Raw genomic sequence first — 24,164 nt, 5'->3', positions numbered from 1 at the left:
GGGATGCTACGTATAGTGTGCAAGCATCCTATCATTTCAGCCAAGCAAGTGATCTATGAAACTGTTTTACGCTCCCGGCACCATCTCGATTGCCGTTGCCATTGCCCTCGAAGAATCCGGCGTGCCGTACACCACGCACAAAATCGACTTCAAGAACCCAGAGGTCAGCCGTCCACAGCTGTTGGAGGTAAACCCGAAAGGCCGTGTGCCTGTTCTGGTGACAGACCACGGTATTCTGACGGAAGCCGGAGCTCTGCTGGATTACGTTGCCGACCTTGCACCAGATGCGAGCCTGAAGCCCTCTGATCCTTACAAGGCCGCCAAGATGCGCGAGGCTATGTACTATCTGGCGTCCACCATGCACGTGAACCACGCTCACAAGCTGCGTGGTGCCCGTTGGGCGGATAAGGAAGCCAGCTGGGATGACATGCGCGCCAAAGTGCCGGAAACCATGACAGCCTGCTGCGCGTATGTGGAAGAGAACATCGTCACCGGCCCTTACGTGCTTGGCGAGACCTTCAGCATCGCCGACGCCTACCTTTACGTGGTCAGCACCTGGCTCAAAGGCGATCAGGTCGACATCACGCCGTTTCCAAAATTCCACGCTTTCCAGAAACTGATGGAAGAACGCGATTCCGTGAAGGCGGTGAAAGCAGCCGGGATGCTGGGGTAGACGATAAGTTATCCGTTTTGGACAAAACACCCGCTGATGAACGTCATCAGCGGGTGTTTTGTCATCTTTTTAGTTCCCTAAAAGAATTTAGTCCCTTGACCGCCTTAAGAAACTTGTCAGCATCACGTTTTGAGTTCAAATAAAGCAACTTAGAAAATACCAACACAAATCGAGATAATGACCACTCTTCGATTGCTTGCTCTATTATTAATCCTAGCGTCCCCCCATAAAGCGTTTGCGGGTGTAAACACTAATATTTATAAGAAAAATAACGAAGTAAGGATCACAAAAGTACAAGATCTCTTGCTAGAAAATTTCTCTTCAAAACAATATCTAGCTGCACTGTTTGTATACTTTGAGCAATACGCTTATCCAAATCCAGTTCCAAATGAGATAAGAGACCTTTTACATTTTATAGGCCCACTCAACAATATGAATGTATTTTTCGGATTTGCTAAGGAAGATGCAAATTTCATTATTGAGTTCACTAATGGCAAAACCTGCCATTTGCATATCGAGAAGTATCATGCCCGCTTAACTCTGACCAAGCAAAACACCTATGCTGAAAACATTCAATGTATGAAAGACAGCTACCTCGTTGTTTCTGGTATACCGAACTCCCTTGATGCCAATTATGAGGAACTTAAAACGGCATTGGCCATCAAAAAACTCTGTAAAACAGGACATCTCGATGATGAAAATGTCTCCTCGTGCATAGATAAGCAGTTAGCCAAAATTCCTGAGTTTAAGTAAGTGTCTTCGACCTAAGAAAGCGCTCCCCGCTAGTAGGCTATGTCAGCGGGTGCTTTTGTTATGAAAATAGCCACCGTGAATGCCAGAGAGGGCCATACGGTTGACGTAGGTGGGTAGTTGGTCTCATAAGCCCTCCCTGTCCTTGTACTTGTCTATCTTCAGGGTGCCTGAGATTGAGAACAGCTTTATGAGGTCCGGTTTATCGGCGGGTGTTGGTTTGGCGAGGATGCAGCGGGGTGTTTGGATGGTTGTTTCCAGCATTCCCATTTTCTCCCTCATGGCCCAATGTAGCGCCGATTGCATGCGAGACATCTCAGATCAGATGCAAACTTGAATCGATAGTCGTTGTGCGCGTTATCGGGCTGATAACAATAGATAATGTTCCTTGGTTTTATTATTTCTGCAGTGAGCGCTGCGAGTCATAATTGGTCAGTTGATTAAGATTGTCGGCAAGAAGGGCAAGCTTATGGCTCCTGGCAACAATAACGAACAACAGCCCAATGAAAATCCTGCTCCGGATCATGAAAACTGGATACAGGCCATGGGGCAGGAGTTGAACCTGCAGTTTGATCCAGCGGATCTGGCTGGAGAGAGACCCGTTGGACAACCAGAGAACCAGGCTCCGCCAGAGGTGCGGGTCAACGATGCTGATGCCCAGCAGCCTCCTCAACCGGGCCAGCCCATGATGCCGCCGCTGGCTGTTCCGATGCAGAACCGCCCCAATGAGCAGCCTAAGGCAGGTAGCCGGATGCAAGTGGAGTACAAGGACAATGGCACCATGGTCATTGACCCCTACTCCGTGCCCCGCACCATCGCGACAGCTCATGGCGCTGGACTGGATGGCGTGCGCCACGCCGTTTACGCGCCGACCAGATATTCAACCGATGTGGAAGGCAAAATCACACCGCCGCTTCAAGGGGATGCTCTGGCACAGCAAGCTCTTGGCCGTGGTGGTACGGGATACCTGCAGACCTACCCCGACATGGAAGATGCCGTCATCAAACGCCCTTACAGCTATGGTGAGGGAGAGGACCAGCAGTTTCTGGGGATGGAGTCGATCATTCACGAAACAACCATTCTGTCCGCTCTTGGCGAGTTTGAAGGTGCCAAAGGCGTTGAGAACATCATCAAGGTGAAAGGTTCTGGCGTGACTGGCAGCGGCGAACCTTTCGTGATCATGGAGAACCTGAAGGGCGGTACGCTGGATGATCGTATTGCCAATGAGGGGCTGCCTCCAGAACAGCTGGATCAGTTTGCGGAGGGGTTGCTCTCTGGCATTTCCTTCCTGCAGAACCGCAATGTGATCCATCAGGATCTGAAGATCGACAATATCATGTTCCGTGATCAGGGCAGTGTTGAGCCGGTGATCATCGACTTCAACGCAGCCTCTGCCACAGAGGGGATTGCGGCGGCAACGGATGATTATGAAGAGTTCCGCTACGAGCGGGATGGCGAACCGAACATCCAGCCCCCGGAAAAGCAAGGCCAGCAGATCAATCTGGCCAAGATCACGCCAAAGGCAGATTCATGGACTGGCGGGCTTTGTCTGGCAGCGGCAGTGATTGGCAAGCAAAGCCAGCAGGCGTTGGTGCAGGAAGCCAGACAGGCCGAGGGAAATCAGGCTGTTGTTGATGAGGCGCTGGATCGTCGGTTAGGCACTGCGCCTGAGCACATCAAAATGGCCATCAAAGGCATGATGCGGGTTGAGGTGGGCGAGCGCCTGACAGCTGAGCAGGCTCTTGCGCTGATGCAGCAGAACAACCCGAACTTTGTGCCGGAAGAGCAGCCTCAGGTACAGGAACCAGAGCCACAGCCGCAAGAGCCGGAGCCACAGGAGCCGGAACCGGTCTATAGCGACGAGCCCAAGGAAGGCAGCCCTATTCGCGTTCAGAGAAAACGCAATGGCACTCTGGTGATTGAACCGGACAGTGTGCCAACAGGCATCGAAATGGTGCCTCAACGCGGACGAGACGCCCGCCAGTATGGCAACCGCTATCGCGCAACACGGCACAGCCTGCGCATGAACCAACATGTTCCGCCCCCTATCGTCGATGGAGAACACGATCAGCCGGGTGTTCTTGCCCATGGTGCAACAGGTGTGCTTCAGGACTTCCCGGAGATGGAAAATGCGGTTTTGAAGCGACCCAATGCGGTGCAGGTGGAAGCGGGAGAGCCGTTGACCTATATCGGCATTCCGCAGCTTTTACATGAAGCGAAGATCCTGACGGCACTAGCCGACTTTGACGAGGCGAAGGGTTACGAGAACATTCCGCAGATCAAAGGCACCGGCATCACCGAACAGGAAGAGCCTTACATGGTGATGGAGAAGCTGAAGGGCGGAAACCTGACAGAGCGTATCCCAGAGGAACGTGGTATGCCTGACGAACAGGCCGAAGCGTTCGCTAATGGGCTGCTGAACGGCCTGTCCTTCCTACACAAGCGCAACATCATCCATCAGGACCTGAAGCCCGACAACATCATGTTCCGCGAGGAAGGTGATGAGGTGCCGGTGATCATCGACTATGACCTTGCCACCGCCCATGAAGGTGTAGCAACGGGCACAGGTGAAGGCGAGCCCGACGGGTTCGACCTGAGCGGCACCCCGGACATCATGCCGCCGGAAGCCAAGAACCCCGGCCCCAACAAGGAAAATCTAAGCGAAAAGATCGATGCATGGTCAGCCGGTATTTTGCTGGTGACAGCTGTTGCCGGGAGCCGCACTGCAAATCTTCTCAAAGAGGATCTGACGGACTTCCGCAATGGTGCCAACACGGATTCCAACCAGCTGCGCATTCTGCTGGAACGACATCTGGCAGGTGTTCCACAAAACATGAAGGAAGCCATCATCGGCCTGCTCAAACTCAACCCCACCACCCGCCTCTCCGCAGATCAGGCCCTAACCCTGATCAACTACGCGAAGGGTGGCCCGGGCGGTACCGGGTAGGTTGTAGCTGGTATCAAGTTAGGTATTCGAACTTAAGGGCCTCGCATTTAGCTGCTTGCTTGCGGGGTCTTTGCCTATGCATGGTACTTCTAATTTATTATGCTTGGATGTTTACTCTGCAAAACTTCCGGTCCAAAACTGAGCAACTTCCCAATGCTCAAGGTCACCAAGTTTTCCTAGATAGCTCCTTGCGAGTTCCAGATCTTTCTCAACATAGATACCTAGCCCATACATTACGCCTAACATCAGATTTGCTCGTTTAGGGCTATCCAAGAGACTTGGAACACTTCCACGTATTTTCTGGATATAAAGCGCAGGGCTTCCGAAAGGAGGGTTTGGGGGAAAAGAGAGTTTCTTCGCTTTTCCGCACTCAATCAAAAAATTCAGACTTTCTCTCAACACTCCAGTATCAGTAGCCTCAAGAAATGACGCCATCTGGTTATCTGAAGAGTTGAGAAATGCAGATGGCTTCATTTGAGAGATGAGTTTTCTCATAGGCCCAAAGCCAGTTAAGCCTGCTTTACAAACTGCAGCAATTCTTCCCTTCTTTGCAGCTATACGTGTCCACTCAGCTTTAGGATACTCCAGTAGATCTGCACGACTTACTGGATAATCCCAATCTCTTATGTTTCTAACGCTACCCAGCCGTTCCGCTGCGACTATGGATCCGCGCTGATATGCTCGCTTATACATTTTGATTGCATTGGCAATCATTGCGGCATCCTCAAGCACGAAACCCTGAACTTCCAGTTCTTCAGCATACTGGCGCAAATAGTCCGGATCATCGGTATCAGCCGCAACTTTCAGAACTTCCAATTTCTTCTGTTTGTGGTTTGCCAGTATCTTCTCCACCCTCACAAAATACAAAGTATCAGCAAGAAGTAGATGTGAGGGGATATCTCCCAAACTCACATTTGCCAAAAGGAGATGAACTTTCTCACGAAGGATATGTTCTGGAGTTTTAGAACGCGATGGAAGGGTCTTCGCTAAGTTGAACCTTGCAACGACGTGACCTCGAGCTTCTGCTTTTGCCAAATAGTACTGCGCAGTTTGGCGGCTCCGCTTAACTCCAAGCCCGCGGATGTAAAGCACACCCAAATTATTCAGCGCATCCAGATTATTGAAGACACTCAAATACCGGAAAACGTAAAACGGTACCGTGTAGTTTCCGTTTGTTACGCTTCTCGCAGCCAACGTGTTCACATGGCGTGCGCCGTAGGGCGTTGTAATGAAAATGGGAACCGCAATTACTAGAAATATAATTGCGATCCCAAAACGGGAGAGTTTTGACATGCGTAAACCCAAAATAACTTAATAAACAATTTTAGGTTTATGCCAGATGTCTTAAAGTAAACAGGCTAGAAAGCTCTCGCGCTTAATTTTCCATGAACAGCATGATCAGGGATACCTTTATCCCCCTACACTCCCAGCTTCACGACTACGTTGAGGAGGGTGTCGCGGAGGGATTGGACTTCTTCTTTGGTGAGGTTCTGGTAGATCACGCGGCGGTCGCCGGCCATGACGCTTTCCATGGCTTTTTCGACGGTGGCTTTGCCTGCTTCTGTCAGTCGTACGATCTTGCTGCGTTTGTCGGTGTCGTGGTCGATGCGCGTGACGAGGCCATCTGCTTCCAATTGCTTAAGAATTTTGGTCATGCCGCCTGATGTCATCAGCAGTGCGCGGTACAGATCACTGGGGGACATTTCCCAGGGCTCTGGACGGCCACGCAAAGCCACCAGCACCTCAAAGGCGCCATTGGTCAAGCCATAGACTTCCAACTCTTTGGTGCAGTTCTGGTCGAGGATTTCGGCGAACCGGTTCATGCTGAGAAACAGCTCGGTTTCAACGGAGACGGCTTCCGGCCAGTTCTGGCGCATTAGCTCAAGGGCTTTGCCCATTGGGTAGGCTTTTGACATGAGATCCTCATCACAACTCTACCGGTTTTCTAAATTAAACCTTGCTAGAAAGATAGTTTGAATATATCTATCTAGAAAGCTACTTAGATAGATAGGTGTGACATGAGAAGTTTCTGGGACAGAGTTCGGCACTCCGTGCTGTTTGAAGGGATCGCCCTTTCAATCGTCGCAGTGTTCGGAAGCTGGATTACGGGTCATTCCCTCGCAGAGATCGGTGTTCTCGGACTGATCATGTCCCTGATCGCCATGGGTTGGAACTTTGTTTACAACTGGCTCTTCGACAATTGGTATGTGGCCAACCGTGGTACCCAGCCAAGAACTATCGCCTTGCGCGTTGTGCATGCGATCCTGTTTGAAGCCGGACTGCTCGGCTTCGGCATCGTTGCAATCATGTGGTGGTTGCAGATGAATTTCATTCAGGCATTGCTGCTTGATATCGGCTTTGCGATGTTCTTTCTGGTTTACGCCTTCATCTACAACTGGGCTTACGATCTGGTGTTCCCGGTTCCGACGACAGAGGCGGCCTGAAAGCGCGACGCTGACATATAAACGCAAGAAAAGCCGGAATTACGCAAATTCCGGCTTTTCCTTTCAAACCAACGCAAACAGGTGGTTTGTCTGATCAGATGTCGTCGTAATCGACTGTAACATCATCTGTTTTTGGTCTGGATTGGCAGGTGAGCACGTAGCCTGCTTCGACTTCCCATGGTTCCAGTGAATAGTTGACGGCCATGTCCACTTCGCCGGAGACGACCTTCGCACGGCAGGTGCAGCACATTCCGCCCTTACAGGAGAATGGTGCCTCAATGCCTGCGCGCAGAGCGCCATCGATGATGGTCTCACCCGGCTCCAACGTGATGTCGTGACGGGCTCCGTCGACGATCATGGAGACTTTGGCGTTGTGGTCTACAGCGCTGGAATCCTTAGCTTTATGGGCTGCATGCGGATCACCGCCGTCTGCTGGAACGAACAGCTCGTTATGAATGTGTTCCAGCGGGATGCCGTGGTTCTGGCAGGTCTGCTTGGCTACTTCAATCATGTCGCCGGGACCGCAGAGGAAGATATGGTCGATACTGTTTTCACCGACAGTCTTGGTGATGAATTCCTCAATCTTTTCAGATGTTAAGCGACCATTGAAGAGGCTCAGTTCCTGCTCTTCACGGGACAGAACATGGTAGACACTCAAGCGATCGAGGAAACGGTCCTTCAGGTCATCCAGCTGGTCCTTGAAAATCACACTCTGAGAGTTCTTGTTGCCATAGAACAGGAAGAAATGACTGTTCGGCTCATCTTCCAGTACTGCCTGCACCATGGACATGATCGGCGTGATGCCGGACCCTGCAGCAAAAGCGGCGTAAACCCTTGCATCTTCAGTGGTTCCTCGTGGCAGATTGAAGCGGCCCATTGGGGTCATCACGTCAATCTCGTTGCCAACAGCCACGTGGTCGAGCGCGAAGCTTGAGAAGCGCCCCCCCTCCACTTTCTTGATCGCAACGCGGATATCATCATCCTTCGGAGAGGAGCAAATAGAGTAAGAGCGGCGGGTGTCTTCACCGTTGATAAATTCGCGCAGTGTGAGGTACTGCCCTGGAATAAAAGAATAATCTTCCTTCAGATCCGCAGGTATCTCGAAGGCGATGGAGACAGCCTCCTCCGTTTCCTGATGGACTGACTTGATCTTCAATCTATGAAACCGTGGCGACATGGTTTCCTCCCTTGCACCTGAACCGGTCAGATGCACTTGAAATAATCAAAAGGCTCAGAGCAATCATTGCAGCGGTACAGCGCCTTGCAAGCGGTTGAGCCAAACTCGGAAATACGACTGGTGTTGGCAGAGTTGCACTTGGGGCAACGGACTTGCTCCTCCCCGAACAAAGCTCGACGCGAGGCCTTGCCATTGGGTGGCGCAATTCCGTAAGCCCTTAGCTTTTCACGCGCTTTTTCTGAGAGCCAATCTGTGGTCCAGGCCGGATTGAGGACGGTTTTCACCTCCACCTTGTCAAATCCAGCGTTGAGCAGAGCTGCTTCGATGTCGAAGGCGAACATGCTCATGGCCGGACAACCGGTGTAGGTTGGTGTGATGGTCACTTGCACAGAGCCATCCGCCTGCACGTGCACATCGCGCAGAACACCAAGGTCCTCAATGGTCAGAACCGGCACCTCGGGATCCGGTACATCGCACACCGCATCCCAGGCTTTTTGGTCCAGTTCAGATCTCAGAATTTTCGCTGCAACTGCCATGGGTTAGCTCCCGATCACCACTGGGCCTGCGGGAACGAGCGCTGCAGGTACTGCATTGGCGACAGGATATGTCCCAGATGCTCACTGTGTTCGCCCTTGCGGCCACCGGTTTGCATCCAGCTTTCCGTTGGACGTTCCAGATTGGCCCGGACCAGCACCGTGTTCACTGTCTCATCCCATAAGTGCTTGATAGACATGTGATCTACGGCAATGCCTTTTGCAACAAGAGATGATACAACCTCGTCACACTCGAACATCTCTCCGGTGTACATCCAGAGGAACTCCAACGCATCACTGATGCGGTTGTGGCTTTCCTCGGTGCCGTCACCCAGACGGATCACCCACTCAGCAGAATGGCGCAGATGGTAGGCAGCTTCTTTTTCTGCCTTGGCTGCCAGACCGGCCAACAGCTCGTCTTCCGATTTCATCATGGCTTCCCAGAAAGGATGCATGAACGCGGAGAACAGGAACTGACGCATGATGGCATAAGCGAAATCATCATTGGGCTGTTCGACAAGCAGAAGGTTGGTGAACTCGCGCTCAACCCTATGGAAACACAGGGCATCTTCATCGCGGCCTTTGCCTTCAATCTGACCTGCGTAGGTGTACAACTCGCGGGCATGACCAATCAGATCAAGTGCAACGTTGGTGAGTGCGATGTCTTCTTCCAGGTGGGAAGCATGGCCACACCATTCGCTCAAACGCTGGCTTAGGATTGCGGAATCGTCTGCCAGTCGCATGCAGTATGTAAATAGTGCCGGATCTTTCATCATGGCCTCCTTACATATTCGCGACTTCGTCAGGGAGCTCATAGAAGGTTGGGTGGCGATAGATCTTCGAGGCTGTTGGCTCAAACATCTCGCCCTTCTCATCCGGATCGTTTGCTACAATCGCTGCAGACGGCACAACCCAGATGGAGAGGCCTTCTCCGCGGCGGGTGTATACATCCCGCGCCGCCTGAAGCGCCATCTCTGCATCAGCTGCGTGGACTGAGCCCGCATGACGGTGAGACATGCCATTGCGTGCTCTGATAAATACTTCCCAAAGTGGTGTTGCTTGTTCGCTCATGTTCCGCCCTCCCTTAAGCAGCTGATTTCTTTGCGGCTTGCTTTGCAGCGTACGCCTGCGCAGCCTCGCGCACCCAAGCACCGTCCTCATGCGCCTTGATGCGGTCTTTCATCCGCTGCTTGTTGCAGATGCCATTGCCTTGAATGGTGTTGTAAAACTCGTCCCAATCCGGTTGGCCGTGTTCCCAGTGGCCTGTTTCCTCATTGAACTTGAGGTCCGGATCCGGCAGCGTGATGCCAAGAACCTTTGCCTGTGGCACGGTCGCGTCCACGAACTTCTGGCGAAGTTCATCGTTGGTGAAACGCTTGATTTTCCACTTCATGCTGGCTGCAGAGTGCTTGCTGTCCTTGTCGGAAGGGCCAAACATCATTAGCGCTGGCCACCACAGGCGATTGACGGCGTCTTGCACCATCTCCTGCTGTTCTGCAGTGCCTTTCATCATGGCCACGAGAAGGTCGTAGCCCTGACGCTGGTGGAAGCTTTCTTCCTTACAAATGCGGATCATCGCACGGGAATAAGGGCCGAAAGAGCAACGACAGAGCGGGATCTGATTCATGATGGCCGCGCCATCCACCAGCCAGCCAACAGCCCCAACATCCGCCCAGTTGAGAGTTGGGTAATTGAAGATGGAAGAGTATTTGGCCTTACCGCTGAGCAACTGATCCACCAGCTCCTCGCGTGAAACACCCAGAGTTTCTGCGGCGGAATAGAGGTAAAGGCCGTGGCCACCCTCGTCCTGAATCTTGGCAAGCAGGATGGCTTTGCGCTTCAGGGATGGAGCGCGGGTGACCCAGTTTCCTTCCGGCAACATGCCAACCACTTCAGAATGCGCGTGCTGAGAGATCTGGCGGACCAGCGTCTTGCGGTAGGCTGCTGGCATCCAGTCGTTGGGTTCAATCTTCTCTTCGCGATCAATACGGGCTTGAAAAGCAGCAAGCTTCTCTTCGTCCTCAACACCAGCTTCGATAGCTGGGTTGTTCAATGCTTGCGTGTACATAGGTTACGTCCCTCCCAAGAGCACACCAATGTTCGTCTCCGCTTCAATATGTCACAGAATATCATTCTCACAAGTTTTTTCTGTAACATTTAAGGGCGCATTTTAGGACAATTCTAAATTCGCTAATGATTACAAAGGTTGGAACCGTTCAAAAAAAGCAGGCTCAGGAGGCGGCAAAGTGCCCTCTGCATTCTTGGCGTAAGAATCAAGCCAAATCTCACCGCGGTCTCTCAATGCGCTGTAGATGCCTGCCGCCAGCTCCCGAGCGATGCTTCCTGCCCAGTTGCCTGGCAAGGCCTGAAGAGGCAGCTCTGGATCTCTCAAAACGAGCCTTCGCAGGTCGTGGATGAGCATGATGCGGATGACCAGCGCATCTTCCGGTGAGATGACCGGCTCGCTCTCTGAAGCTTCTGAAAGGCATGCGTGGAGACCGTGGTAGTTCTCGATGAACTCGCTGTAGCCTTGTTGCAGACTATCCAGGTTCCAGGCTTGTCGTGCCAATTGGAGCGCTTTGTCTGCCGGAGCCTTAGACTGCATGTAGACGATCTTGCCAGAGGACCTGGGAGTGCCCTGCCCGTTGTCTGGCTTGATCAGCACATTGGGCGCGATGACGCCGTAGCCTTGCTCCATCAGTTGCTCGCGGCGGTCTGCCCGGTCGTCGCCCTCGCTCAGGATCGCGGTGATCCAGCTGCCATTCCCCTTGGCCGGGCCTCGGGCATAAATGCGCGGGGTGGCTTGACCGAAGGCTTCACGGCCCATCTTGGTGAGGCGGTAGAAAGAGTTGCGGCCTATGCGGGTGCGTTCCAGCCAGCCATCAGAGGCAAGGCGTGACATAGCAGTGCGGACGACACCTGAGTTGATGCCGATCATCTGCATGATCTCGGTGATGTTGCCCATCCAGAGCTCTCCGCCGCGCTGCGCAACGCAGTCACCAAAGATGGAGATGATCATAGACCATGAGCGGATTGGCTTTTGCGCATGGAACCTGTCGATGAGCTTTTGCTGCTCTTGCTCTAGATTGCCCACGTCCACGCGCCTCTTGAGATTTGGAACCCACATAGTTGTAAGGGCTTCTCACTGCCTCATGCAAGTCCCTGTTTGCAAAGAACAATAGGAACGGCAGCAGAGGATGATGGTTTTGGTGCCAGAGAGGATGGCATGAAAAAAGCCGGAGGCAGAACCTCCGGCTTCAAATCATCTGCTAAGCAAGATCTGCTTATTTTGCAGTAACTTCGGTGATGCGACCATCAACGTATGGCTTGTATGCGCCACCCTGTGCTTTCAGGTAGTCCGCAACAACAACTTCAAGGCCTGGACCGTAGTCGTATGCGTTCATGCCTTTTTCAGCGAAGATCTTGTAACCGTCGCCGCCGCCGCGCATGTAGTTGTTGGTTGCTACTTTGTAGACCTTGTCTGCATCAACTGCAGAACCGTCTGTCAGTGTCAGTTCAACAACGCGCTCACCAGCTGGCTTGGATGCATCGAAGGAGTACTTCAGACCACCGACCTGAGGGAAGCGACCAGCGCCTTCTTCAAGCTTGGACAGACCGTTTTCAAGCGCTTCTTTGATGTACTTACCTTCCATTTCGAAGGTAGCCAGAGTGTTTTTGAATGGCAGTACGGTCAGTACTTCGCCCATGGTTACGTCGCCAGCATCGATAGATGCACGCAGACCACCACCGTTCTGGATCACGATCTCGATGCCCTGATCTTTGGTAGCAGCGAAGATTGCGTCTGCAACGAGGTTACCCATCTGACATTCCTGCGCGCGGCAGGTGGTGCGGGAACCGTCGATTGCTTCAGCAGAAGAACCGATCACAGCGTTGCGGATTTCATCAAGCGGAACAGCCAGTTCTTGCACGCGAGCTTTGATTTCTGGATCTTCAGCTACGCTTGCGTCGAGCAGGATTGGCTCACCAACTGCTTCAAGCAGGTTACCATCGTCGTCAAACTTAACTTTCAGCTCACCAAGGAACTTGCCGTATGCGTATGCCTGAACGATTGGAGTTGGCTTACCGTCTGGACCGTCGATCCATGTTGGGTAAGGACCCTTCGCACGCTTCTGAGTGTTGGACAGCAGAGTGTGTGAGTGACCACCAACAATCACGTCAACGCCAGGAACTTTAGCAGCAAGCACTTTATCCTGTGTCACACCAACGTGAGACAGAAGGATGATTTTGTTGATGCCTTCAGCTTCCAGCTTTGCAACTTCAGCTTTTGCAGCTTCAACAGTGGATGTGAAGTGAACGTTGTCACCTGGGCTGGAGGTTTCGTCGGTGTCTTCAGCCAGAACGCCGATAACGCCAACTTTTTCACCAGCAACTTCGATGATGGTTGTGGAGATCAGCTGACCTGCCAGGTGTTCGTCTTTGGAAACTTCAGCGTTTGCCAGCAGAACAGGCAGATTGGTTGCATCCATGAACTTACGAAGAGCTTCTGGGCCATCGTCAAATTCGTGGTTGCCAACAGCCATTGCTTCGTAACCAAGAGCGTTTACGAACTCAGCAGCAGCCTGACCTTTGTAGTAGGAATAGAACAGAGAACCCTGGAACTGGTCACCAGCGTCCAGAAGGATTGTGTTTTCATGTGCTGCACGGCGATCTTTAATTGCCGTCGCAACGCGGGCGATACCCCCAAAGCACTTGCCTGCCGCGTTGTCTTCTTCTTTACAGCCAGAGTCATACTTGGTGATTGGCTCAATGCGCGAATGAATGTCATTCGTATGCAAAATTGTAAGATCAAATTCTGCCATAGCCGGCGCAGAAACGCCAAAAGACAACAAAAGCGCAGTTGCGCCCAAGAGATGCTTTTTCATAGGTCTTGCCTTTTTTCAATTGCCCCAAGCAATTTAACGAGACGGCTACGCGAGAATCTCTATATCCGCGCAAACCTCCCAAGAACACGCTCGGTACAATTGCCCATAACTGTGACAGGCACAAGACTAAAGCAGATATATTTCGCCATCTAATTGAAAAAAAATTCAGAGCCTGACTTTTTTATCGCTTACCTATCCGGCACCTGTTGCAAGGGGTAAGATTGTTGAGAATCCTTTTAATATATCAACTTCTTGGCTCAACAAATCAGAGGTAGAAAACACCGAAAATACGTAAAAATTGTCGAAAAAATCTTCAATTTTTCGAAATATTTATCCCCAAATGCTCAGTGCAGAATACGTGGATCTTCTAGGTCAGAGATATCAGATTCACTGAACTCTTCCTCAACTGCAGGTACGGAATAATGACCACTCAACCACTTGTTGAGATCCACTTGCTTACACCTGTCTGAGCAAAACGGCTTTGTCGCTTCCTGCGTCGGCTTTTCGCAGATCGGGCATTTTGCGGATGGCTTCTTCATCATCTCTCTCAACTGCTGGTTTGGGTCTTCGCAGATATGGCTGTTTACCTCTCCGGCTCAGCGGAGCATCTGCCAGATGCCTCTAGCCAGAATTCGCGAGGACATCAAGAGATAAACTCAGGCCACTTCCGAGGTTTTGTCGATTTCGGAATAAAGACAGCCTCGCGACCTCTTCACAACTGCAAATTATCTCCTAAATTTAAGGTGTTAATCAGTTTAGGTGCAAACAACTTTGCAGCTGCTAAAGTTCGGACTAAGATTACTCATAGGCAGGCACTTTTAAGTATGCGCGTATCCTTGCCCAACAACCGGAAGCACTTTGTCGGGATACGCCATGAGTTCTTTATCTATTTGAAAGTATCTCGCGAAAACCGGGGAAGCGTATAATGAATAACGAAGTTTCTTGGATCCTTACAGCGCGCCTGGCCACTGCAGAACCAAAGGTCTTTGAAGGACTGATGGTTGAGATGGTGAAATCCGTCCAGCAGATGCAAGGTGATACTACAGCCTATGTCTGGTACCTGTGTGAGGACGGGCAATCCTGCGAGATCTTTACAAGCTTCAAGGACAGCAACTCTGCCCTGCTGCATCTGACGTGGTTTTCTAACACCTATGCCAAGCAGTTCATGGATACGCTGCATCCAACAGGCATGACCGTCTATGGCAAGCCAACACAGGAGCTGCGAAACGCTCTTGCGAGCCTTTCACCTCGATATGTGCAGACTGTCGGAGGGTTTGCGCGTTAGCCCTGCTTTAAGCAGCAGGTACGGCGTCTTCGTCCCAGGTCTTCTGCGTCGGGTAGCCAGCGGACTGCAGAAGGTTTGCGGTCTCCAGCAGCGGCAATCCTACCACGCTGGGGTAAGACCCAATCACACGGGCGATAAACGAACCGGCAAGGCCCTGAATGGCGTAACCACCGGCTTTACCACGCCACTCACCGGAGGCGAGGTACTTGTCCGTATCATTTGCAGACAGACGACGGAAACGAACACGAGTTTCGACCAGCTTGGTGCGCACCACACCATCCGGCATGTTTACGCATACGCCGGTGTAAACCTTGTGCATACGGCCAGACAGCAACTGGAGGCAGACACTGGCCTGCTCTTTGCTCTCGGCTTTAGGAAGGATGCGGCGCCCGACTGCAACTACTGTGTCAGACCCCAGGATGATGGAATGTGCTTTTTCTTCATCCCGGTCGATCAGGACACGAGCAGCGGCGGCTTTGCCGCGTGCAAGTCTTTGCGCCAGCGCGCGCGGGCTTTCCCCACGCACAGGCGTCTCATCAATGTCTGCAGGTAGAAGGAAATCCGGTTCAATACCAATCTGCTGAAGTAACGCCAGACGACGTGGTGACCCGGAGGCCAATACTAGCGGCAGTTCTTTGGTCATATGCCAGTTCCCCGATAGAATTACAGACCAGAGCTCAACCAAGGCAGGTTCATCATGAACCCGCGCTCAGTGGATCGCTTACTTGTAGCGATAGGTGATACGACCCTTTGTCAGGTCATATGGTGTCATTTCCACGAGCACTTTATCGCCAGCCAGAACGCGGATACGGTTTTTGCGCATACGACCAGCAGTGTGAGCGATAATTTCGTGATCGTTTTCAAGTTTCACACGAAAAGTCGCATTAGGAAGGAGTTCGACGACGACGCCTGGAAACTCCAGCATTTCTTCTTTAGCCATTAGGATTCCTGATTTGTTAAATGGAATTTTCGCGGAACCTACCGGATAACTCGTCAAAAGTGAACAGGCTACCTCCATTTCTTGGAGGGCAGTTTCACGAGTTTTACCGCATATTTCTTGTTTTTGGGTGGAAAACACATGCAAAGGCCACGCGTAGAGCGTTTTCAGCAGCTTATTGCATGCGCTGTTCGATCTTCCGCTTCAGTGTGTCACGCACTGCACGATAGGCATCCATGATCTGTGCGCGGCTGCCTGTTGCCACTGTGGGATCGATTGTGGGCCAGTACTCAACATCGACGTGCTGCGTGCGTGTCAGCTCCAATGCCATGTGGTGAGCCTCTGGTGCGAGGGTTACAATGAGGTCGAACCCCTCCTCCGCCAAGTCCTCGAAGGTCTTGGGATGGTGGTTGCTCAGATCCATACCCAACTCATCCATCACGGAGTCTACGAAGGGATCTCGTTCGCCAGCAAAGACGCCGCAAGAGCGCGTGTAGACCTGTTTTGGATACAACAGCTTGGTCAGCCCCTCTGCCATCGGGGAGCGTACGGCGTTCATTCTGCAGATAAACAGGATCGAACTTGGCCGTGACATAAACTCGGCCATCCTTACCCCCGATGCTGCAAGGCGCAAATAAGCGTAAACAGACGTCGGGCGGTTTGATGGTCGATGGTGATTTTCCCCTTCAGGCGCTCTTCCAATATGCAGGCACCGTCGTCATGCAGTCCGCGGCGCCCCATATCGATGGCTTCAATCTGCTTGGGAGAGGCACTTCGAATGGCATCGTAGTAGCTCTCGCAAATCATAAAGTAGTCTTTGATAATCTTCCGGAAAGGTGTGAGCGAGAGGATATGAGTTGCGATTTCGCTGCCCATTTCATCTCGAATTCCAAGCACAAGCTTACGCTTGATCATCGCAAGATCCAGTCGGTACGGGCCCAGATCGGGCCCGACCGGAGAAAACATGTTTTCCTCTACCAGATCAAAGATCGCAATTTTCCGCTCGCGCTCAACGTCTTTGTCGGCGCGCACAATCGAATCCCGGTCGAGAACCACCTCAAAGAGGCGTTCTCCTCCTTGTTGTCTCTGTTCTTCGTTTACAGGGACTTCCTTGTTCATCGAGCGATCTTTTCCCTACTGGATCAAGTGACTAGTGATTTAAGCGAATTGAGACTGAACGTCCATGTGCCTGCAAGCCCTCCACCTCTGCAAGGGTGACGGCTGCCGGGCCAATCTGCGCCAGATTTTCCGGATTACAGCGCAGGAGCGATGTTCGTTTCACAAACTCCAGCGTGGAAAGACCAGAGGAGAAGCGAGCAGAGCGTGCCGTTGGCAACACGTGGTTGGAGCCGCCGACATAATCGCCGATTGCTTCTGGTGTGTAGCGACCAACAAACACAGCGCCAGCGTTTCTCATCTTCGGCAGAAGCGCATCTGGATCATCAACGCAGAGCTCAAGGTGCTCTGGAGCGAAGCGGTTGGACAGCACCATGGCATCGTCCAGATTATCGACGGTGATGATGGCGCCGAAGTCATTCCAGCTTTGACGGGCTACATCTGCCCGTGGCAGTGTGGTCAGCTGACGCTCAACAGCTTCTTCAACGGCTTGTGCCAGTTCTTCACTGTCTGTGATGAGAATGGACTGCGCGACCGGATCATGTTCAGCCTGAGACAATAGATCGACAGCGACCCAATCCGGGTTATTGTCTTTGTCTGCTACGACGAGGATCTCGGAAGGGCCAGCGATCATATCGATGCCAACAGTGCCAAACACACGGCGCTTTGCTGCGGAAACGAATGCGTTGCCTGGGCCAACGATCTTGGAGACCGGCGCGATTGTTTCCGTGCCATATGCCAGCGCACCAACAGCCTGAGCACCACCGATGCGGTAAATCTCAGAGACGCCAGACATTTTGGCAGCGGCCAGCACAAGTGGGTTCAGCACATTGTCTGGGCTTGGAACCACCATCACGATGCGCTCAACGCCCGCCACCTTTGCAGGAACAACGTTCATGAGAACGGAGGATGGATAGCTTGCAAGGCCGCCTGGTACGTACACGCCAACAGCTTCCACTGCAGTCCAGATGGCACCTAGCTCTACGCCGATTGCGTCTTTATAGGTGTAGCTTTCCGGCAGCTGCTTTTGATGGTGGGAACGAATACGATCATGGGCAAGCTGCAATGCTTCCAGTGTTTCAGCAGGGATCTGAGCAACAGCTGCTTCGATCTCCGCTTCAGTTACTTTTAGCTCGTCCATTGATTTGGCCGACATACGGTCAAACTTGTTGGTGTACTCGAGCACGGCCGCATCACCGCGCGTTTCGACATCATGTAGGATGTCGCGCACGATATGATCCACATCCTCTGAAGTTTCCCGCTTGCTTCCAAGCAGGGCACGAATTTCTTCTTCGAAACCTTCAGACTTTGAGGAGAGCTTTATCGCCACGTTATCGTTCCCAATTTACTTTTGTTCTCAGAGAACTACTGCCTCTGAGGTGATGTTCCATTTTTTCGAATTACGGTCCAAGCCTTTAAGTTGTGTCGGGATTTTACGAAACTATCCCGCGCTTTCCAACTAGCCTTCCAGATGATGTTCGGGTCTGTTATCGGTTTCCCAGACAGAGCCCAGATCAGCAAGCTGTGCTTCGATGCATTCGATGTTTGCTGCAATAGCAGCCCCACCGGAAAACTCAAGCTTCAACTGACCAGCCGGCGCATTTGTCTCTTCAAACAACACACAGAGCAAAGACAGGACCATGTCTTTGTTTGTCTGGTTGATTTTTTGTGCTTTGACAGCATCAACGCGAGAGATGGAGAGCACAGAACGTGCGCGCATGCGTCTCTTCTGGTTATTTGCGTCTGTTTCCCAAAGGTATCGATTCATTGTGAGAACCAGACGACGTTCGCCAGGTAAGTACTTGATATCCGCGAGTTTCAGAACACTGTCCTGCACCATGGAAGAGATGACTTGCAAGTCTTCCTGATCCAGTGCCATCAGCTTCATCGGTTTTACCTGTTCCATATCGATCCCTTGCAGAATTTCCTACGCCCGCGCACCGTACATAAGCGCGAGACATCCTTACTATTACAACAATTTACAGAAAAACATCTATGAATGAACGCAGCAGATTTCAAGCTTGAAGGTACGGTCCGTCTTCTTTGAGAAATTCTCCATGAAAAAACCCGGCCTGAAACAGACCGGGTTCACATCTTTTGCGCTCTGACGATTAAGCAGAGATGCGCTCAATGACTGCGCCGCAACGAGAGAGCTTGTCTTCCAGACGCTCAAAGCCACGATCAAGGTGATAGACACGGCTGACCGTGGTCTCACCTTCAGCTGCAAGGCCTGCGATCACGAGAGAAACGGAGGCACGCAGATCGGTTGCCATCACTTGCGCACCGCGCAGAGTTTCTACGCCCTCGATGGAAGCGACCTGCCCGTCCAGAGTGATCTTGGCACCAAGGCGTGCCAGCTCCTGAACGTGCATGAAGCGGTTTTCGAAGATGTTCTCTGTGATCTTGCTCACGCCTTTGGAGCGTGTCATGAGCGCCATGAACTGTGCCTGCAGGTCCGTTGGGAAGCCTGGGAACGGTTCTGTGGAGATATCAACCGGGCTGATACCTGCACCGTTGCGGCGTACTTTGAGACCCATGTTGGTTTCAGTGATCTCAGTACCGGTCTGACGCAGAACGTCCAGCGCGCTTTCCAGCAAATCGCCGCGTGCACCTTCCAGCGTGACTTCACCACCGGTCATCGCAACAGCCATTGCGTAGGTGCCGGTCTCAATGCGGTCAGGAATAACCGGGTGACGATGTGCGCCGAGGCTATCCACGCCCTGAATATGAATGGTGTCTGTTCCAGCGCCTTCGATCTTAGCGCCCATACCAATCAGGCAGTTTGCTAGATCTGTAATTTCTGGCTCCTGAGCCGCGTTTTCGATCACGCTCTCGCCTTTTGCCAGTGTCGCAGCCATCATAACTGTGTGGGTTGCGCCAACAGACACTTTAGGGAAGACAACACGGCCACCCTTCAGGCCGCCTTTTGCTTCTGCCTGAACATAACCACGGTCCATTTCAATATCCGCGCCGAGTGCTTTCAGGCCATCGATAAAGAAGTCTACCGGACGAGTACCAATTGCACAGCCACCTGGCAGAGAAACGCGCGCGCTGTGCATGCGGGCGAGCAATGGACCGATGACCCAGAAGCTTGCGCGCATTTTAGAAACCAGCTCGTAAGGAGCCGTGGTGTCGACAATGTTGCTTGCATTCAGATGAATGGTCTGGCCGGTCATTGTGTCCTGACCAGCGCGCTTGCCATCTACAGAGTAATCAACGCCATGGTTGGAAAGAATCTGTGTGAGGAGCGCGACATCGCGCAGGCGGGGCACATTCTCGAGTGTCAGTGTATCTTCGCAGAGCAGTGACGCGATCATCAAAGGCAGCGCAGCATTCTTCGCGCCTGAGATCGGAATAACACCATTTAGCTGATTACCACCAACAATACGAATTTTGTCCATATTTCATAACCCCAATAAAGCCCGCAGAGGGAAACGCAAATTTGAAGAGGAATTGATTGTGCCCACTAACATCAGCGCTATGGCATAAACAAGGCGTCACTTTCGCCCTGCTGCTTCCCCAACGGTTTTCCCCAATAGATCCTACTGATATTTCGCAATTAGCAGGATATACGAAGTCCGCAGCGTCTTACCTCGTCAAAACCCTTCAGTTTCTGACGAGTTTTACATGTATTTCTAATTTAGCGAAAAATGCTAGATTTTTGCTTAACGCCCTTTTTCACGCCCAACGGGCATGGCAAGCAAGCTCAATCTTCGTCAGCGCTTCGCTTTGCAGCTTGTTTTCTGCGGCGCAGATTTGCGCGTAAGGCTTCAGCCAACCGATCAGCCTTCGGATCGTTTTTTGGCTTGGATGCAGACTTTACCGCCTTATCCTCGCCTTCTGTTTTCTTTGAATCTGTCATGCGCAACAGGTACACGAGGTCGGGAATGAAGCCAAGTGCCCTAATATACGACAAGTACATGGCAATGCTCTCATTTCGCTGTGTTATTCAGTTTCCACAGAACTGCCAATAAAACCTCTTGCAGGTTTAAAAAGGTTATGACATAAGCCTCCTCGTTCCGAGGGCAGCGCCCACGGAGCACTTACCTCGTTGCAAAAACGCTGGTTTGGAAGATACAAGAAGCGCTTAACAGCTTCATATTTATGCGATGCTGCCGTAGCTCAGGGGTAGAGCACTCCCTTGGTAAGGGAGAGGTCGAGAGTTCAAATCTCTCCGGCAGCACCATTCTTCTAAAGGCGATGCACACATTCGGCGCGCTGCCGTAGCTCAGGGGTAGAGCACTCCCTTGGTAAGGGAGAGGTCGAGAGTTCAAATCTCTCCGGCAGCACCATTCTTCTTCTACATTGTTAGATTTTACGTGCTGAAGTCGCTACGCCTTGATTTTGCATTTCCCCAAAACGAGAAATTAGATTTTAAAAAATCACAGATTTTTAGAACAGCTTGCAACTCTGCCGTGAGCAAATGCTGCTGACCGCATAAGTCTTCCAGATACGTGCTAGCACTTATCAACGCTAATCCATCGATAATCCAAAGGCCCTGCGAAATATTTGAACTTTGCAGGAGACTTAAATATCACCGTATGGAAATAAAATTCCACCGCGCACAGCTGTACCCTGACTGCCTCAACGGCACTGTGTCTCAGATACAACGTGCCACAATTCTACCAAATTTCATCTTGGGGTTGGTTTACATATGGCGGCGGTCCTGCGACGTTTCTGTGGTCTTGGGGGCGTATTGGGGTAGTTTTCCAACATCCGTTTTTGCGGAACCGGGGAAGAGGATATGCCTCCCAAGCGCACTTGCGCGAGCTCTTGTGCGAGTGTCCACTGATTTTCATTTTGTTGGAGTTTCAGGAGGTGAAAATGGATCAGGCAGTCATCGAAGCGGATGTTCCCGCAGCTGCAACCGGCAAGTTTACTGAGGCAGAGCTGCAGATGCTCCGCTACCAGCTCGAAGAAGCAGAGTTTGCGCAACTTATTCGACTGGTTTCTAGCCTACCCTCAGAAAAATGGGAAAAGGCAGTCGAGGCCCTCTCCTCACTTTAATGCCCTTCGCGTTTATCTCTTTACACGCGCTGCACATCCGGCCTTAGCACCCACCTATCCCTCTCCGAATATCGGAGTTGCTGTCAGGGGTATATGGATCGCATTACAGGCTACCTACCTTGGAGGCAGGCTGACGCCTCCGAGGAGGCACTTCAAATCTCATAGATTTTTGGAAAAGCTGATCAGACCATTGCAGAGTTGGCGTCTGTCAGAACCTTGTTTCCATCCCAATTCTTCTTGTGCCCGCGGATTTCGCGCGGAGCTGGACCGAAGTAACCAGCTGTTTTCACAAAGTCTCTTGGCTGCAGGATGATTGAAGCGATGCGCTGGTAGAGTGCTTTTGCCGAGATCGGCTTGCAAAGCAGCTCATGTATACCCAGTTTTCTAGCTTCAATAATACGGCTGCGCTCTGTGTGCGCGGTCACCATAATGATTGGGATATAGGCGTATGGATTGTTCTGGGTACGGATCATACGAACCATATCTGCACCATCGAGGATTGGCATAACCCAGTCGAGAATCAGGATATCCGGGTTCGCGCGATCCATCGCCTCAAGGCCTGATGCACCGTCTTCCGCCTCTACGATCTTACGGGCACCAAACCCCTGAAGCATTGTCCGCAGAATCGTGCGCATGTACGCACTATCTTCAACCACCAGAAATGATAAGGATGAAAGGTCTATACTCACGCAGTCATGCCCCGGTCACTTGACGCAACCCAATTTAATTAGAACAGAAATTCAGTTATTAGTTACAAGGTGTGGCAGAGAACATAACAAATTGCAAGACTGCCCAATTATAGTTCTATGTCAAAGACTGTCTCTGCGATATAGATAGGCTGATATGCGTTAGGTGAAAATATCCTTTGATAAATCCGCATTTCCATGGACCGCGTCAATGTGTCCTTCGACAGGGATAAGGATTATCGCTAAGTTTAGGCTAACTCTAAAGTATCGCCGAATAATACCGCCGCAATATAAGGGGCAAAAAATGGACTACCAAAATATCTTCAATGAGGCGATTGCTTCTTTGAAGGATGAAAAACGGTACCGCGTATTTGCTAATCTCGAGCGCATTGCAGGGCGTCACCCACACGCACTCTGGCGTAAAGAAAATCAAAACCTCCGTGAAATCGTCATTTGGTGTTCGAACGACTACCTGGGTATGGGTCAACACCCTAAAGTGATTGAAGCCATGACAGAAACCGTTCAGCGCATGGGAGCAGGCGCAGGCGGTACGCGTAACATCTCGGGCACGAACTACCCTCTGGTACAGCTTGAGGAAGAACTCGCTGACCTGCACGGCAAAGAAGGCGCTCTGGTGTTTTCAAGTGGTTTCGTTTCCAACGAAGCATCCATCTCCACCATTGCAAAACTTCTGCCTGATTGTCTGATCCTGTCCGACCAGCTGAACCACGCTTCCATGATTGCGGGTGTTCGCGGCGCAGGTACGTCCAAAAAGGTATGGCGCCACAATGATCTTGAGCACCTTGAAGACCTGCTCAAGGCTGCTGGCAACGACCGCGCAAAACTGATCGTGTTCGAATCCGTGTACTCCATGGATGGCGATATCGCACCGATCGAGCGCATCTGTGACCTTGCAGACAAGTACAATGCGATGACTTACATCGACGAAGTGCATGCTGTTGGCATGTACGGTCCACGCGGGGCAGGTATTGCTGAGCGTGATGGTGTGATGGATCGTATCGACATCATCGAAGGTACTCTGGCAAAAGCATTTGGTGTGATGGGTGGTTACATCACCGCTTCTCAGACCATCATTGATGCGGTTCGCTCTTATGCTCCGGGCTTTATCTTTACCACTGCTATTCCTCCAGGACTTGCGGCAGCTGCAACAGCTTCCATCAAGCACCTGAAAGAATCTGGTGTTGAGCGTGAAGGCCAGCAGCGTCAAGCACAGCGCACCAAGGACGTACTGAAAGCAGCAGGCCTTCCTGTGATGCCTTCTGACACGCACATCATTCCGGTCCTCGTGGCTGATCCTGATCTGTGTAAGCAGGCAACCGACCTTCTTCTTGATAAGCATGGCATCTACATTCAGCCAATCAACTATCCAACCGTTCCACGCGGCACAGAACGTCTGCGTATCACTCCAGGTCCTGTCCATAACGACGCCCTGATTGATCACCTGCGCGACGCCCTGGTTGATGTATGGCAGACCCTTGAGTTGCCATTCACTGACGCTCCAGCGGAAGAAGAGCTGGATGCTGCACAAGGTCAGGCCGTTTATCAGTTTGCTGGCGGCTAAGCGCCAACGCATAGAAACATCAAAAGGCCGGCGCTTTCGCCGGCCTTTTTTGTTGCCCTCACCCACCAATAAAAAGAGGCCTGAAGCGGATCGCTCACAAGCCTCTCATTGATCTGTTCTTTTTGCTAAATGCAAGCTGATTAC

26 protein-coding genes and 2 tRNA genes are annotated in these 24,164 nt (G+C 51.7%); 9 read left to right on the top strand and 19 right to left on the bottom strand.

Annotation, left to right across the window (positions count from 1 at the left end; genetic code table 11):
• The first annotated feature begins 55 nt into the window (after nucleotides 1-55).
• From PSE_RS08720 to PSE_RS08705, 3 genes are all read left to right on the top strand, one after another.
• Nucleotides 56-673, top strand: a complete 618-nt coding sequence (locus PSE_RS08720) for a glutathione S-transferase family protein (RefSeq protein WP_014284502.1) — start codon at nucleotides 56-58, stop codon at nucleotides 671-673.
• A gap of 177 nt (nucleotides 674-850) precedes the next feature.
• A complete protein-coding gene (locus tag PSE_RS08715; RefSeq protein WP_041768173.1) occupies nucleotides 851-1,426 on the top strand; it encodes a hypothetical protein in 576 nt (191 codons plus the stop codon).
• 433 nt (nucleotides 1,427-1,859) lie between these two features.
• Complete coding sequence (locus tag PSE_RS08705) at nucleotides 1,860-4,370, top strand: protein kinase (protein ID WP_014284499.1); 2,511 nt, start codon at nucleotides 1,860-1,862, stop codon at nucleotides 4,368-4,370.
• Nucleotides 4,371-4,481: 111 nt separating this feature from the next.
• On the opposite strand, the gene PSE_RS08700 is transcribed toward PSE_RS08705, so the two are convergent.
• Both PSE_RS08700 and PSE_RS08695 read right to left on the bottom strand, forming a co-directional pair.
• On the bottom strand, nucleotides 4,482-5,663 hold the full coding sequence (locus PSE_RS08700; RefSeq protein WP_014284498.1) for a sel1 repeat family protein: 1,182 nt from the start codon (nucleotides 5,661-5,663) through the stop codon (nucleotides 4,482-4,484).
• Nucleotides 5,664-5,788: 125 nt separating this feature from the next.
• On the bottom strand, nucleotides 5,789-6,286 hold the full coding sequence (locus PSE_RS08695) for a MarR family winged helix-turn-helix transcriptional regulator (RefSeq protein ID WP_014284497.1): 498 nt from the start codon (nucleotides 6,284-6,286) through the stop codon (nucleotides 5,789-5,791).
• Nucleotides 6,287-6,388: 102 nt separating this feature from the next.
• On the opposite strand from PSE_RS08695, the gene PSE_RS08690 reads away from it, so the two are divergent.
• Entirely contained in the window at nucleotides 6,389-6,814 is a 426-nt protein-coding gene (locus PSE_RS08690) for a PACE efflux transporter (RefSeq protein WP_083841557.1), read from the top strand.
• A 94-nt stretch (nucleotides 6,815-6,908) separates the two neighbouring features.
• Here PSE_RS08690 and paaE read toward each other — a convergent pair whose 3' ends face one another.
• The 8 genes from paaE to yacG form a co-directional block, all read right to left on the bottom strand.
• Nucleotides 6,909-7,991, bottom strand: a complete 1,083-nt coding sequence (paaE, locus tag PSE_RS08685) for a 1,2-phenylacetyl-CoA epoxidase subunit PaaE (RefSeq protein ID WP_041768169.1) — start codon at nucleotides 7,989-7,991, stop codon at nucleotides 6,909-6,911.
• A 26-nt stretch (nucleotides 7,992-8,017) separates the two neighbouring features.
• Nucleotides 8,018-8,527 carry a 1,2-phenylacetyl-CoA epoxidase subunit PaaD gene (gene paaD, locus PSE_RS08680; RefSeq protein WP_014284494.1) on the bottom strand — a complete coding sequence of 170 codons (510 nt, stop codon included), beginning with the start codon at nucleotides 8,525-8,527 and terminating at the stop codon, nucleotides 8,018-8,020.
• Between the two features lie 14 nt (nucleotides 8,528-8,541).
• A complete protein-coding gene (gene paaC, locus PSE_RS08675; RefSeq protein WP_014284493.1) occupies nucleotides 8,542-9,300 on the bottom strand; it encodes a 1,2-phenylacetyl-CoA epoxidase subunit PaaC in 759 nt (252 codons plus the stop codon).
• 7 nt (nucleotides 9,301-9,307) lie between these two features.
• On the bottom strand, nucleotides 9,308-9,595 hold the full coding sequence (gene paaB / locus PSE_RS08670) for a 1,2-phenylacetyl-CoA epoxidase subunit PaaB (protein WP_014284492.1): 288 nt from the start codon (nucleotides 9,593-9,595) through the stop codon (nucleotides 9,308-9,310).
• Between the two features lie 13 nt (nucleotides 9,596-9,608).
• A complete protein-coding gene (gene paaA, locus PSE_RS08665) occupies nucleotides 9,609-10,592 on the bottom strand; it encodes a 1,2-phenylacetyl-CoA epoxidase subunit PaaA (protein ID WP_014284491.1) in 984 nt (327 codons plus the stop codon).
• Between the two features lie 129 nt (nucleotides 10,593-10,721).
• Nucleotides 10,722-11,618: a PaaX family transcriptional regulator C-terminal domain-containing protein gene (locus PSE_RS08660; RefSeq protein WP_014284490.1), complete on the bottom strand. Its 897-nt coding sequence runs from the start codon at nucleotides 11,616-11,618 to the stop codon at nucleotides 10,722-10,724.
• Between the two features lie 190 nt (nucleotides 11,619-11,808).
• Nucleotides 11,809-13,407 carry a bifunctional UDP-sugar hydrolase/5'-nucleotidase gene (locus PSE_RS08655; RefSeq protein WP_041768167.1) on the bottom strand — a complete coding sequence of 533 codons (1,599 nt, stop codon included), beginning with the start codon at nucleotides 13,405-13,407 and terminating at the stop codon, nucleotides 11,809-11,811.
• Between the two features lie 344 nt (nucleotides 13,408-13,751).
• Complete coding sequence (yacG, locus tag PSE_RS08650; protein ID WP_008549890.1) at nucleotides 13,752-13,949, bottom strand: DNA gyrase inhibitor YacG; 198 nt, start codon at nucleotides 13,947-13,949, stop codon at nucleotides 13,752-13,754.
• Between the two features lie 383 nt (nucleotides 13,950-14,332).
• Between yacG and PSE_RS08645 the strand changes: the two genes are divergently transcribed.
• Nucleotides 14,333-14,692, top strand: a complete 360-nt coding sequence (locus PSE_RS08645) for a hypothetical protein (RefSeq protein ID WP_008549628.1) — start codon at nucleotides 14,333-14,335, stop codon at nucleotides 14,690-14,692.
• Between the two features lie 7 nt (nucleotides 14,693-14,699).
• Here PSE_RS08645 and PSE_RS08640 read toward each other — a convergent pair whose 3' ends face one another.
• The 8 genes from PSE_RS08640 to PSE_RS08605 form a co-directional block, all read right to left on the bottom strand.
• Nucleotides 14,700-15,335, bottom strand: a complete 636-nt coding sequence (locus PSE_RS08640; RefSeq protein WP_014284486.1) for a Maf family nucleotide pyrophosphatase — start codon at nucleotides 15,333-15,335, stop codon at nucleotides 14,700-14,702.
• Between the two features lie 78 nt (nucleotides 15,336-15,413).
• Entirely contained in the window at nucleotides 15,414-15,632 is a 219-nt protein-coding gene (infA, locus tag PSE_RS08635; protein ID WP_008549604.1) for a translation initiation factor IF-1, read from the bottom strand.
• Nucleotides 15,633-15,804: 172 nt separating this feature from the next.
• A complete protein-coding gene (locus tag PSE_RS08630; RefSeq protein WP_037036921.1) occupies nucleotides 15,805-16,236 on the bottom strand; it encodes a low molecular weight phosphatase family protein in 432 nt (143 codons plus the stop codon).
• Between the two features lie 2 nt (nucleotides 16,237-16,238).
• The gene (locus PSE_RS08625) at nucleotides 16,239-16,748 is read right to left on the bottom strand and encodes a UPF0262 family protein (protein WP_008549968.1); all 510 of its coding nucleotides are present in this window, start codon (nucleotides 16,746-16,748) and stop codon (nucleotides 16,239-16,241) included.
• A gap of 31 nt (nucleotides 16,749-16,779) precedes the next feature.
• A complete protein-coding gene (gene hisD, locus PSE_RS08620) occupies nucleotides 16,780-18,075 on the bottom strand; it encodes a histidinol dehydrogenase (RefSeq protein WP_014284484.1) in 1,296 nt (431 codons plus the stop codon).
• 129 nt (nucleotides 18,076-18,204) lie between these two features.
• On the bottom strand, nucleotides 18,205-18,651 hold the full coding sequence (locus PSE_RS08615; protein WP_014284483.1) for a DUF2948 family protein: 447 nt from the start codon (nucleotides 18,649-18,651) through the stop codon (nucleotides 18,205-18,207).
• 205 nt (nucleotides 18,652-18,856) lie between these two features.
• Complete coding sequence (gene murA / locus PSE_RS08610) at nucleotides 18,857-20,146, bottom strand: UDP-N-acetylglucosamine 1-carboxyvinyltransferase (RefSeq protein WP_014284482.1); 1,290 nt, start codon at nucleotides 20,144-20,146, stop codon at nucleotides 18,857-18,859.
• A 305-nt stretch (nucleotides 20,147-20,451) separates the two neighbouring features.
• Nucleotides 20,452-20,667 carry a hypothetical protein gene (locus PSE_RS08605; protein ID WP_041768164.1) on the bottom strand — a complete coding sequence of 72 codons (216 nt, stop codon included), beginning with the start codon at nucleotides 20,665-20,667 and terminating at the stop codon, nucleotides 20,452-20,454.
• 189 nt (nucleotides 20,668-20,856) lie between these two features.
• On the opposite strand from PSE_RS08605, the gene PSE_RS08600 reads away from it, so the two are divergent.
• The 3 genes from PSE_RS08600 (at nucleotide 20,857) to PSE_RS08590 (ending at nucleotide 21,752) form a co-directional block, all read left to right on the top strand.
• Nucleotides 20,857-20,931: transfer RNA gene (locus PSE_RS08600), tRNA-Thr, on the top strand.
• Nucleotides 20,932-20,962: 31 nt separating this feature from the next.
• Nucleotides 20,963-21,037: transfer RNA gene (locus tag PSE_RS08595), tRNA-Thr, on the top strand.
• Between the two features lie 532 nt (nucleotides 21,038-21,569).
• A complete protein-coding gene (locus tag PSE_RS08590; protein WP_041768163.1) occupies nucleotides 21,570-21,752 on the top strand; it encodes a hypothetical protein in 183 nt (60 codons plus the stop codon).
• A gap of 182 nt (nucleotides 21,753-21,934) precedes the next feature.
• Here PSE_RS08590 and PSE_RS08585 read toward each other — a convergent pair whose 3' ends face one another.
• On the bottom strand, nucleotides 21,935-22,408 hold the full coding sequence (locus tag PSE_RS08585) for a response regulator (RefSeq protein WP_014284480.1): 474 nt from the start codon (nucleotides 22,406-22,408) through the stop codon (nucleotides 21,935-21,937).
• A 334-nt stretch (nucleotides 22,409-22,742) separates the two neighbouring features.
• Here PSE_RS08585 and hemA point away from each other — a divergent pair, with 334 nt between their 5' ends.
• A complete protein-coding gene (hemA, locus tag PSE_RS08580; RefSeq protein ID WP_008550049.1) occupies nucleotides 22,743-24,020 on the top strand; it encodes a 5-aminolevulinate synthase in 1,278 nt (425 codons plus the stop codon).
• Nucleotides 24,021-24,164 lie beyond the last annotated feature (144 nt).

This window comes from Pseudovibrio sp. FO-BEG1, from assembly GCF_000236645.1.
Lineage (GTDB): Bacteria > Pseudomonadota > Alphaproteobacteria > Rhizobiales > Stappiaceae > Pseudovibrio.
Note: the sequence above shows the minus strand (reverse complement) of the source record. Positions and strands in the feature narration are given on the sequence as shown.